This window comes from Micromonospora mirobrigensis (assembly GCF_900091555.1).
Classification (GTDB): Bacteria; Actinomycetota; Actinomycetes; order Mycobacteriales; family Micromonosporaceae; genus Micromonospora; species Micromonospora mirobrigensis.
In genome coordinates, this window is sequence record NZ_FMCX01000004.1 from 305,499 (window position 1) to 316,677 (window position 11,179).

Annotated in this window: 9 protein-coding genes; 5 read left to right on the top strand and 4 right to left on the bottom strand. The window is 73.3% G+C overall.

What is annotated here, in order from left to right:
* Positions 1-23 precede the first annotated feature (23 nt).
* Together GA0070564_RS16060 and GA0070564_RS16065 are read right to left on the bottom strand one after the other, a co-directional pair.
* Complete coding sequence (locus GA0070564_RS16060) at positions 24-1,112, bottom strand: zinc-binding dehydrogenase (RefSeq protein WP_091609446.1); 1,089 nt, start codon at positions 1,110-1,112, stop codon at positions 24-26.
* A complete protein-coding gene (locus tag GA0070564_RS16065) occupies positions 1,105-2,118 on the bottom strand; it encodes a Gfo/Idh/MocA family protein (RefSeq protein ID WP_091609447.1) in 1,014 nt (337 codons plus the stop codon). Before GA0070564_RS16065 ends, GA0070564_RS16060 begins: the two co-directional genes overlap by 8 nt.
* 250 nt (positions 2,119-2,368) lie before the next feature.
* On the opposite strand from GA0070564_RS16065, the gene GA0070564_RS16070 reads away from it, so the two are divergent.
* The 5 genes from GA0070564_RS16070 to ctaD all read left to right on the top strand — a co-directional run bounded on the left by GA0070564_RS16070 (position 2,369) and on the right by ctaD (position 8,119).
* Complete coding sequence (locus tag GA0070564_RS16070; RefSeq protein ID WP_245670084.1) at positions 2,369-3,352, top strand: glucosyl-3-phosphoglycerate synthase; 984 nt, start codon at positions 2,369-2,371, stop codon at positions 3,350-3,352.
* A 112-nt stretch (positions 3,353-3,464) separates the two neighbouring features.
* Positions 3,465-4,622, top strand: a complete 1,158-nt coding sequence (locus GA0070564_RS16075) for a glycosyltransferase (protein ID WP_091609448.1) — start codon at positions 3,465-3,467, stop codon at positions 4,620-4,622.
* A gap of 122 nt (positions 4,623-4,744) precedes the next feature.
* A complete protein-coding gene (locus GA0070564_RS16080; protein ID WP_091609449.1) occupies positions 4,745-5,209 on the top strand; it encodes a DUF4383 domain-containing protein in 465 nt (154 codons plus the stop codon).
* Between the two features lie 88 nt (positions 5,210-5,297).
* A complete protein-coding gene (locus tag GA0070564_RS16085) occupies positions 5,298-6,026 on the top strand; it encodes an ATP-binding protein (RefSeq protein WP_091609450.1) in 729 nt (242 codons plus the stop codon).
* An 89-nt stretch (positions 6,027-6,115) separates the two neighbouring features.
* Positions 6,116-8,119: an aa3-type cytochrome oxidase subunit I gene (gene ctaD / locus GA0070564_RS16090; protein WP_091609451.1), complete on the top strand. Its 2,004-nt coding sequence runs from the start codon at positions 6,116-6,118 to the stop codon at positions 8,117-8,119.
* A gap of 168 nt (positions 8,120-8,287) precedes the next feature.
* Here the strand turns inward: ctaD and GA0070564_RS16095 are convergent, their stop codons facing one another.
* The gene (locus tag GA0070564_RS16095) at positions 8,288-9,442 is read right to left on the bottom strand and encodes a SigB/SigF/SigG family RNA polymerase sigma factor (protein ID WP_091609452.1); all 1,155 of its coding nucleotides are present in this window, start codon (positions 9,440-9,442) and stop codon (positions 8,288-8,290) included.
* Between the two features lie 266 nt (positions 9,443-9,708).
* Complete coding sequence (locus tag GA0070564_RS16100; RefSeq protein WP_091609676.1) at positions 9,709-11,079, bottom strand: hypothetical protein; 1,371 nt, start codon at positions 11,077-11,079, stop codon at positions 9,709-9,711.
* Between the last annotated feature and the right edge of the window lie 100 nt (positions 11,080-11,179).

Consider the following 11,179-nt stretch of genomic DNA (forward strand, 5'->3'; position numbering starts at 1 on the left):
AGCCCGCGGGCGGGCCGCCGCCGTCAGCCGGTGAACACCACCTGGAGCTCCGAACGGCGGCGCTCGGCCAGGTCGGTCAGCACCGTGGGCGCGTCGGCGAGCGGCTCCACCGCGGTGACCAGGTGCTTGCGGATCAGGTCGCCGTACTGGCGCAGCAGCTCGATGGTCTCCGCGGAGAGCCGCTCCCGGTCCCAGGTCGGGGCCAGCCCGCGCGGCACCCGGCCGATCTGGGCGCAGCGCAGCGACAGCCCGTTGTGGTGGAACTCCTCGCCGAACCGGACCTCGTCCGCGCCGCCCTGATAGAAGGCCAGGTCGATGACGGTGCCCTGGGGGCGCAGCAGGCGCAGCGCGAGCTGCATCGCCCACGCCTGCCCGCGGCACTGGAACACGACGTCGGCGCCCCGGTCGCCGGCCGCGTGGTTCCAGCGGGTCTTGAGCACCACGGCCGGGTCGTCGGCCTCCGGGTCGAGGGTCTCCAGGCCGAGCGCCTCGGCGACCGCCCGGCGCTGCGGCGTCGGGTCCAGCACCACCACCGAGGCGGCGCCGTGCCGCTTGGCGAGCAGCGCGGTGAGCAGGGCCACGACGCCGCTGCCGACCACCGCGACCCGGCGGCCGCGGACCCCGTCGCCGAGCGAGCGGACGTCGGTGCCGCACAGGTCGGCCGCGGCGTGCAGCACGCCGTTGGCGCAGATCGGCCCCATGTGGGCGACGTAGACGCCGAGCATCGGGTCCAGGTCGTCGGGGAGCGGGACGAAGCGTTCGGCGAGCGGGTCGGCGACGTACCCGCTGCGGTGGCCGTAGGTCATCGCGCCGACGGTGCCCACGGCGATGGCCGGGGTACGGCTCTCCACCACCCGTCCCACCTGCATGTAGCCCAGCCGGGTGACCGGGTACGGGGTGCTCGCCTCGCCGGGCTGGAACAGCCCGAGACCCGGGTTCCAGGTCACGTTGAGGTAGGGGTTGGTGCCCTTGACGAAGCTCAGCTCGGTGCCGGCGGAGACCCCGCTGAACAGCGTCTCCACCCGGAAGCTGCCCTCGGGCAGCTCGGTGGCGTCCTGCTCGACCAGTTCCACCCGGCCGGGGCCGGTGACGGCGACCACCCGGTCACGCATCGACGCTCACCCCCGCGGTGGCCAGCGGCGCGGCGGCCGGGTCGGTGGGCAGCGCGACCGGGCGACCGGTTCGGGCGCTCTCCGAGACGGCCAGGGCCAGTCGCTGGGTACGCAGCGCCTCGGCGTACGGGACCCGCACGTCGTCGCCGACCCCGCGTACGGCGTCGACGAAGGCGCGGTCGACGGCCACCCGGGCGGCGTCCGGGTCGGACTCGACGCGACGCTCGCCGTCGGCGTCCCGGACGGTCAGGCCGTCCTCGGCCAGCGACAGGGCCAGCCCGTCGGCGAGGATCTCCAGCCCGGCCCGGTGCTTCCAGATCAACACGCAGGCGGCAGCCAGGGTGCCGACGGCGCCCCCGGCGAAGCGCAGGGTGGCCGCGGTGACCGAGTCGATGTCGGCCCCGTCCACCGGCGGCGGGGTGCCGTCGCCGTACGCGGTGACCTCCACCGCCTCCCCGACCAGCGCGCGGACCAGGTCCAGCACGTGCGCGGCCTGCTCGACGACCGGGCCGCCGGAGCGGTCCCGCACCGCCCACCAGGCCACCGGCGGCACCTTGTCCAGCCAGGCGCCGTTGACCATCCGCACCGCACGGCCGGCCAGCAGCTCGCGGGCCTGCTCCACCACGTGCAGGTAGCGCCAGTGGTGGCCGACGGCGGTGAGCAGGCCCTTCTCCTCGACCAGGGCGGCGATCCGCTCGGCGGTCTCCAGGTCGACGGCGACCGGCTTCTCCACGAACATCGGCACCCCGGCGGCGATCACCGCCTCCTCCACCGGTCCGTGCGCGAACGGCGGCACGCAGACGTAGACCGCGTCCGGCCCGGCGGCGAGCAGCTCCTCGACGTCGGCGAAGGTACGTGCCCCGTGCGCGCCGGCCAGCGCCTCGGCGGCCTCCCGCGACACGTCGGTCACGCCCAGGATCTCGACGTCCTCGAATCCGCCCAACACCCGGGCGTGGCGTTGCGCCACCCCGCCGGCCCCTACCAGTCCCACCCGGCACGTGCGCATCAAACGAACCCTCTCGCCACAGTTTCACGTTTCGTCCGAAGCTCTCCCCGGCGGGGCTCCGCGCCAAACCCGTCCGGCGGCGCAATCAGCCGTTCACCTGTCCGGAACCGCCTGGTGTGATCTTCGTGATCAAGATGTAAGCGACGAAACCGGTTAGCGCGGGGCCGCCGCTGGGAAAACAAGGTCTGCGTTTCCGCCACGATCTGGGGGTGTGCCCGTGCGGGATACTGAATCGACCGTCTCTCCGGTGGTGGAGGCCTGGGCGACGTACCGGACCACCACGGCGTCGGAGTGGACGCCGCAACGGCTGATGCGGGCCAAGGGCGACACCAGGGTCAGTGTGGTGCTCCCCGCCCGCAACGAGGAAGCCACGGTCGGCGCCATCGTGTCGACGATCCGGGAGCACCTGGTCGACCGCCTCCCGCTGGTCGACGAGCTCATCGTCGTCGACTCCCGGTCCACCGACCGCACCGCGCAGGTGGCCCGCGCCGCCGGCGCCGAGGTGGTCAGCCAGGACGCGATGACCCGCGGCCTGCCCCGGCTGACCGGCAAGGGCGACGCGCTCTGGGCCGGGCTGGCCGCCGCCGAGGGCGACGTGGTCGCCTTCGTCGACGCTGACCTACGCGAGTTCCGACCGCACTTCGTCACCGGGCTGATCGGCCCGCTGCTGACCGACCCGTCCGTCGACTTCGTCAAGGGCTTCTACCACCGGCCCCTGGTCGGTGCGTCCACCGTGGAGCAGGACGGTGGCGGCCGGGTGACCGAGTTGATGGCCCGACCGTTGCTCAACCTGTTCTGGCCGGAGCTGGCCGGATTCGTGCAACCGCTGGCCGGCGAGTACGCCGGCCGTCGTGACGTCCTGGCCCAGGTGCCGTTCGTCTCCGGCTACGGCGTGGAGACGGCCATGCTGATCGACCTGCTGGAGCTGGTCGGGCTGGACGCGCTGGCCCAGGTCGACCTCGGCGAGCGCAAGCACCGCCATCAGGACACCGCGGCGCTGGGCCGGATGTCGGCGCAGATCATGCACACCGCCTGGTCGCGGTTGCAGCGCCGGGGCTGGGCCAGCCCGGGCAGCGTGCCGGCGCCGCTGCTGACCCAGTTCCGGCGGGGTGGCTCCGAGGCGCTGCCCAACCTGGAGCGGGAGATCGTGGTCAGCGACGTCTCGGTGGAGGAGCGGCCGCCGCTGGCGCAGCTGCGGCACCGGGTACCGCGCCGCCGGGTGGCGGCCGCATGAGGGCACGGCCGCACCGGCCCGGAGCACGACGAGACGCCCGGCCGTGGTGGCCGGTCGCTGGCGCGCAGCGGACGCCCCCGGGCGACCGCGCCGACGGAAGGAATCCCGCACGATGAGTCTCACGGTCCTGATGAACGCCGGCCCCTGGCTCTCCGTGCCACCACCCGGCTACGGCGGTATCGAGAACGTGATCGCCACCCTGGTGCCGGAACTGCGGCGACTCGGGGTGCGCGTCGTCCTCGCCTCGGTGGAGAGCAGCACCCTGCCGGTGGACGAGAAGATCTCGGTCTTCCCCGACGGCCAGTTCCACGCCCTCCAGCGGCCGTACAACCAGGTCTGCGGGGTCTCCCAGGCGCACCTGGGCGGGGTGGTGCGGGCGCTGCACTCCCGCGACGACATCGACCTGGTGCACGACCACGTCGAGGCGGTCGGGCTGGCGACGATGGCCGCGATGGGCCCGGCCGGGCCGCCGGTGCTGCACACCCTGCACTGGGACCTGGCCAAGCACCCGGAGCTGTACGGCAACCTCGACGGCGGCGACCGGGTGCGGGTCAACGGCGTGTCGGCCTCGCAGCTGGCCCGGGCGCCGCAGGCGCTGCGCGACCACTCGGTCGGGCACGTGCACCTGTCCACCCCGCTCGCGGTCGACGCCGACCGCCGACCCCGGGTGGACAAGGGCGACTACATGATCATCCTGGGCCGGATCAACCCGGGCAAGGGGCAGGACGTCGGCGCGCGGCTGGCGCAGCAGGCCGGCTTCCCGCTGGTGCTGGCCGGCCCGGTCGGGCCGTACCACCGGCCGGAGGACCTGGCCGCGGCGGGCGACGAGGCCCGGCAGAACCCGGATGTGCGGTTCTTCTACGACCACGTGGCCCCGCACGTCGACGGCGACCTGGTCCGCTGGGTCGGCACGGTCGCCGGCCAGGAGCGCGACGACCTGCTGGCCGGGGCCCGCGCGTCGCTGTTCCCGCTGCGCTGGGAGGAGCCCGGCGGCACCGCCGTGGTCGAGTCCCTGGCCCTGGGTACGCCGGTGGTCTCCACCGCGCGGGGCTGCCTGCCGGAGCTGATCGAGCACGGCCGCACCGGGCTGCTCACCACCGATGAGGAGGAGCTGGGTGACCTGGTGATCGCGGCCGGCCTGCTGGACCCGGACGAGTGCCGGCGGGAGGCGGCCACCCGGTTCACCCCCGCGGTGATGGCCGAGAAGTACGTCGGGCTCTACGAGCGGGTCCGTACGCTCGCCGGGGCCGGGCGGCTCCAGCCGGTCTGACCCCCTCCCCGCCTCGACGGGCCCGGTCCGCCGCCTCGGCGTGGACCGGGCCCGCGTTTGTCCGGGCACTGCGCGGGAATCCCGCGCCACCGCAAACACCCGTGGCACGGAGGGAGCGCGCGATGGCCAACGCGATGGCGCACAGCCGGGGACGTCGAGGACCGGCCGACGGGCACTCCCCGGTACGCCGGGCCGCCGCCACGGTCGGCGTGGTCTTCCTGATCGTGGGCGTGCTGGGCTTCGTGCCGGGAATCACCACCCACTACGGTGACCTGTCCTTCGCCGGTCACGGCTCGGGGGCGAAGCTGCTGGGGCTGTTCCAGGTCTCGGTGCTGCACAACCTCGTCCACCTGGCGTTCGGCGTCGCCGGCCTGGCGCTGTCCCGGACCATCTCCGGCGCGCGGACCTTCCTGCTCGGCGGCGGGGCGATCTATCTCGTGCTCTGGCTCTACGGCCTGGTGGTCGACCACTCCAGCGGCGCGAACTTCATCCCGGTGAACAACGCCGACAACTGGCTGCACCTGCTGCTCGGCCTCGGCATGATCGCCCTCGGGGTGCTCACCACCCGTGGTCGTCGTCACCGCTGAGCCGGGGCGACGCGGCGCACCGTCCGGTTTGACCCGGCTACGGCCCGGGTAGTTCGCAGGCCAGCGACGAGACCGAAACGAGGGCCCCATGCCGAGCCGGATCACGTGCCAGGTCGACGACCGAACCCCGGTCACGGTCGTCCGGCTCGCCGGTGGCCTGGACACCGGCACCATGCGCCCGGTGCACGGCGTGCTGGACCGCTGCCTGTCCGAGCAGCCCGACGCGCTCGTGGTGGACCTGACCGACGTGCAGGTCAAGGACCGGCTGGCGCTGTCGGTCTTCGCGGCGGCCGCCCGACAGGCCGCGAGCTGGCCGGCGGTGCCGATGGTGCTCTGCTCCCCGCCCGCCGACGCCGCCGCCTGGCTGGCCGAGTCCACCGTCTGCCGGGTGGTGCCGGTCAGCCCGGACTGCGCGGAGGCCACCCGGACGGTCGGGGCGGCGGCGACCCCCCGGCTACGCGCCCGGCTCGAGCCGGTGGCGGGCGCCTGCCGGCGGGCCCGGGAGCTGGTGACCGACGCGTGCGGGCGGTGGAACCTGCCCGAGGCGGTCGGGCCGGCCTCGCTCGTGCTCAGCGAACTGGTCGGCAACGTGGTCCGGCACGCCGGCACCCCGATGCGGGTCACCGTCACCCTGCGCCGGCCGTACCTGCACCTCGCCGTCTTCGACGAGAGCCAGGAGTCGGTCCGCTCCCGGAGGATGGACCTGCGCGCCGAGGGTGGCCGTGGACTCATGCTGGTCCGGGAGTTGACCCAGCGCTGGGGCAGCTCACCCGCCGCCAACGGCAAGGTCGTCTGGGCGATGCTACCGGCAAACTGACCGAATTTTCCGCTCTCGCCTGGTTTTATAGGTGGTGGGTCGGGTAGCCACGCCCGTCCTTTCCGCCGTCACGACGGGGTGAGAGCAATATGCCCAAACGGGTAGTCACGGAGCCGGCACACGACCGGGGACCCGCCATCCTGGCGCCGGCCCGGTTCGGCGGCTATCCCGGACCGGTGCGTCCAGCACTACCGGGCAACAAACTGCTCAAGCTCCTCGGCACGACCGACGCCAAGCAGATCGGCCTGCTGTACCTGATCACGTCCTTCGTGTTCTTCGTGATCGGCGGCGTGCTGGCACTGCTGCTCCGGGCCGAACTGGCCCGTCCCGGGCTGCAGTTCCTCTCTCCCGAGCAGTACAACCAGGCGTTCACCATGCATGGCACGATCATGCTGCTGCTCTTCGCGACGCCGCTGGTGTTCGCCTTCGGCAACTACATCGTCCCGCTCCAGATCGGTGCGCCGGACGTGTCGTTCCCGCGGCTGAACGCGTTCGCGTACTGGCTCTACCTGTTCGGCGGCTCGATAGTGCTCGGCGGGTTCATCGTCCCCGGCGGTGCCGCCGACTTCGGTTGGTTCGCGTACACGCCGTTGAGCCTGTCCCAGCACAGCCCGGGGGTGGGCGGGAACATGTGGGTGATCGGCCTGGTGGTCTCCGGCCTGGGCACCATTCTCGGCGCCGTCAACATGATCACCACGATCCTGACCCTGCGCGCCCCGGGCATGACCATGTTCCGGATGCCGATCTTCACCTGGAACCTGCTGCTCACCAGCGTCCTGGTGATCATGGTCTTCCCCCTGCTGGCGGCGGCGCTCATGGCTCTGGGCTCCGACCGGATCCTGCACTCGCACGTCTTCGATCCGACCACCGGTGGGCCGATGCTCTGGCAGCACCTGTTCTGGTTCTTCGGCCACCCCGAGGTCTACATCGTCGCGCTCCCGTTCTTCGGCATCATCACCGAGATCATCCCCGTCTTCTCCCGCAAGCCGATCTTCGGCTACACCGGTCTGGTGCTCGCCACCATCGCCATCACCATCCTGTCGATGAGCGTCTGGGCACACCACATGTTCGGTACCGGACAGGTGCTGCTGCCGTTCTTCAGCATCCTGAGCTACCTGATCGCCATACCGACCGGGGTGAAGTTCTTCAACTGGATCGGCACCATGTGGAAGGGCCAGATCACCTTCGAGACGCCGATGCTCTTCGCCGTCGGCTTCCTGGTCACCTTCCTGCTCGGCGGCCTGACCGGGGTGCTACTGGCCAGCCCGCCGGTGGACTTCCACGTCACCGACACCTACTTCGTGGTGGCGCACTTCCACTACGTGCTCTTCGGCACCATCGTCTTCGCCGCGTTCGGCGGCGTCTACTTCTGGTTCCCGAAGATGACCGGCCGGCTGCTCGACGAGCGCCTGGGCAAGCTGCACTTCTGGACGATGTTCGTCGGCTTCCACATGACGTTCCTGGTGCAGCACTGGCTGGGCGCCGAGGGCATGCCCCGGCGGTACGCCGACTACCTGCCCAGCGACGGGTTCACCGGGTTGAACACGATCTCCAGCATCGGGTCCTTCATCCTCGGCGCGTCCACGTTGTTCTTCATCTACAACGTCTGGAAGACCTGGCGGTACGGCGCGATGGTCACCGTGGACGACCCCTGGGGCTTCGGCAACTCGCTGGAGTGGGCGACCACCTGTCCCCCGCCGCTGCGCAACTTCGACCGGATGCCCCGGATCCGCTCCGAGCGCCCGGCCTTCGACGCCAAGTACGGTTCGCTCGTCGCCGACCTGGGCCGGGACCTGCCCCAGCGCACCACCAAGCCGCCGCAGGGGTTCGGCGAGGAGCTGCACCACGAGCGGCACGTCCCGGAATCCCCGGCGGCCGAGGGCGCGCACGGCGCCCGGGAGGCGGTCGCGTACCACCCGGCGCCGCAGTCCGGCGCCCGGCCGGTCGACGTGCCCGAGCCGGAGGAGATCCGCCGGCCCAGCTTCGAGCAGACCGACGAGCCGGAGACCGGCGCCCTCGGCGCCGAACGCGCCCCCCAGCCAAACGAGCGCTGGCGCCACCCCCACAGCAAGGGCGACACCGAGGAGCACTGACCCCTCCTCCCGCCCCTCCCCGGCCGTTGATCATGAGGTTTGCGGCACTGAAGGAGATCCACACCGCCGTCAACTTCATGATCAACGGGCCGTGGGCGGCGGTCCGGGTGGATGGGCAGAGTGGAGCCCCGGCGCGCCGTGGCGGCCGGGGCTCCGGTGGGCCTGGGGTCAGGCGTCGGCGGTGGCGGCCAGGCCGGCGGCGGTCAGGGACCGGCGGACCGCCGGCTGCACCCGGGTCAGCCGCAGCGGCACACCCGTACGGGCGGCGGCGTCCCGGCCGGCCATCAGGGCGGCGATCCCACCGGCGTCGAAGCCACCGGCGCCCACCAGGTCGACCACCACCTCGCTGGGCTGGCCGGTGACCGCCTCCAGCATCGCCCGGCGCAGCTGGTCGGCGCCGTCGCGGTCGATCTCGCCGCCGACCTCGACGACCACCCGGTCGCCGTTCTGCTTCACCGAGATCTTCGACTTCGCGGCGCCGGACTTCGCGGCGCCGGACTCCGCAGCGCCGGTCTGCCAGGGCGGCGGGGCGTCGGCGAGCATCGCCTGGCGCAGCCAGGTCAACGCCCGGGACAACAGCCGGGACACGTGCATCTGCGAGATGCCGAACCGCGCGGCGATCTCCGCCTGGGTCTGGTTGCCGTAGAAGCGCATCGCGAGGATCCGCCGCTCCCGCCAGGGCAACCGGTGCAGCAGACCGCTGACCGTCACCCGGTCGTCCACCGACTCCAGCGCGTTGTCCGACTCGCCGACCAGGTCGCCGAACTCCGCGGAGCTCTCGCCGCCGACCGGCGCGTTGAGCGACGCGGGGCTGTAGCCGGCCGCCGACTCCAGCGCCGCGAGGATCTCCTCCTGCGGCGTCTCCAGCCGGGCCGACAGCTCGGCCACCGACGGTGCCCGGGACAGCTCGCTGGTCAGCGCCGCGGTGGCCTGGCCGACCTCCAGGATCAGGTCGCGCAGCCGGCGCGGCACGTGCACGCCCCAGGTGCGGTCCCGGAAGTGCCGTTTGATCTCACCGACGATGGTGATCGCCGCGTACGCGGTGAACGAGCCCCGTTCCGGATCGTACCGGTCGACGGCGTTGACCAGGCCGAGCCGCGCCACCTGCTCCAGGTCCTCCAGCGGTTCGCCGCGTCCCCGGTACCGGCGGGCCAGCCGGCCGGCGAAGGGCAGGGCGAACCGGACGAGGTCGTCGCGCGCCTCCTGCCGCCGCTCCGGTGGCAGGCCCTCGATCCGGGCCGCGTACGCCAGTGCCGCGGCGTCGAGGTCCTCAAGGCCCCGCTCGGTGGCCGGCGGTGTGGTCGTGGTCGTCTGTCCGAACATCCGCGCCTCCCTCAGGAAGGTCCCCCGCCCGGATGGGACCGGTCGTGCGCGTGGTCGGACCACGCACCGGGCCGGAAGTTGGGTTACGTGACTTGGGATGCCAGCGGGCAGCTACCGAACGCCGCGCGGCATGATCGGACCGTCGCAGCGAGCGGTCTTCCCGCTCCGTAGGTACTCAATCACGCGACCCCGGGTTCGCGAGGATGTTTCGGCAGGCTGGTCCGCAGGGCCCGCCGCGACGGGTGACGGCGGGCGATTTCCGCCGGTCAGCGCAGCACGAGGCCCTGCGCTGCGCCGCCGTCCCGCAACGCCCCCAACGCGTCGGTAACCGGCAACGGCGGCGGCGTGGGCAGGTCGTACGGCTGGTTGCGCAGCACCTCGGTGGCCCGCGAGGTGGGCACCGAGGAGACCGGGTACCCGCGGGCGGAGCCGCGGTCCAGGGCCCGGCGCCGGCGCCCGAACGCGGCCACCGCGAGCCACTGCGGCAGGCCGGCCAGCGCCGGGGAGCGGACTCCGGGCGGTTCCGGGAGCACGTCGACCGAGCTGAACGGCTCGCTGCCGGCGAGCCACCACTCCACCCCCTCCACCCGCCGCCGGGTCGCGTTCTCGCACCAGTACGGCACCAGCCCGGCCCGGACCACCTGCCACGGGTCGAGCAGCCGCCCGCACTCCACCACCAGCCGGTCCCCCGTCTTACCGGCCCGCCGCAGCCAGCCGCGGTACAGGTCGGCGGTGGCGGCGCTGAGCGCCTCGGGCTGGGGGAAGAGCACCCGGTGCAACGGGTGGCCGTGCCGGCCGGACCAGACCCCCACGCTGTCGACGAAGCCGGCGTCCACCCCGGTCTCGGCGGACTCCCGGGGAGCGGTGACCTCCGGCGGCTCCCAGCGGGCGCCGTCACCGCCGGCCGAACGCAGCACCTGGCGCAGGGCGTGCGAGTCGGGATGGAAGTCGACCGGCTCCAGCCCGCTGGCCGGCGAGCCGACCTGGAAGCTGTGCCCCAGCCCCTCGTCGAGCACGGGCCAGGTCCGGGCGTCGCGCAGCAGCAGCACCGCGCCGCCGGGGCTCAGCCGGTCGGCGAGGAACCGCCGGTAGGCCACCGGCAGCGTCCGCCAGCGCACCGACAGCGAGACGGTGACACCGGCCAGCGCACCCCGGCTGGCCGGGCAGTGCACCTGGCGTACGTGCACGTCGGGGTTGCCGGCGAGCAGCCGGGCGGTGAGCGCGGCGCCGTGGTCCAGGGCGGCCCGGGGTCGGTCCACCGCCCCGCTGCTCCAGTGCACCGAGATGTCGAACGAGGCGGGCAGCCAGGGCATGTCCAGGGCGGCCGCCAGGTGCGCGGCGGCGCCGTGCGCCGAGCCCAGCAGCACTCCCGGGTAGCGGCGACGCGGGTACTGCCCGGCCAGCCACTCCGCCACCCGTGCGGCGTCGACCTCCGCCGTCTGGGCGGCGGTCAGGGCGACCCGGGCGGCGGCCCGGGCGGCGGCCGCGCGGCGTACCGGGTCCGGAGTGCCGGGGAAGCGGGACATCGGCCGCGGCCCGCCCAGGTCGGCGCAGTCGGCGCCGCGCAGGGCCCGGGACGCCGCCGCCACCAGCACCCGGGCGGTGCTGCCCACGGCGACGACCCGGTCGCCGGCCAGACCGGCGCCGGCCGCCGTGAGTTCCCGGTGCGCCTCCGGCGCCGGTTCGACCCTGCCTCGCTCGCTGCTCACCACGCGGCCCGGCTTCCCGTCCCGATCG

What these genes read in the sequence shown, in the direction of transcription:
- GA0070564_RS16075 (WP_091609448.1), top strand. Translation starts at nt 3,465, where the DNA reads ATGAGTCTCACGGTCCTGATGAACGCCGGCCCCTGGCTCTCCGTGCCA.
- GA0070564_RS16080 (WP_091609449.1), top strand. Translation starts at nt 4,745, where the DNA reads ATGGCCAACGCGATGGCGCACAGCCGGGGACGTCGAGGACCGGCCGAC.
- GA0070564_RS16085 (WP_091609450.1), top strand. Translation starts at nt 5,298, where the DNA reads ATGCCGAGCCGGATCACGTGCCAGGTCGACGACCGAACCCCGGTCACG.
- GA0070564_RS16060 (WP_091609446.1), bottom strand. Translation starts at nt 1,112, where the DNA reads ATGCGTGACCGGGTGGTCGCCGTCACCGGCCCCGGCCGGGTGGAACTG.
- GA0070564_RS16095 (WP_091609452.1), bottom strand. Translation starts at nt 9,442, where the DNA reads ATGTTCGGACAGACGACCACGACCACACCGCCGGCCACCGAGCGGGGC.
- ctaD (WP_091609451.1), top strand. Translation starts at nt 6,116, where the DNA reads ATGCCCAAACGGGTAGTCACGGAGCCGGCACACGACCGGGGACCCGCC.
- GA0070564_RS16065 (WP_091609447.1), bottom strand. Translation starts at nt 2,118, where the DNA reads ATGCGCACGTGCCGGGTGGGACTGGTAGGGGCCGGCGGGGTGGCGCAA.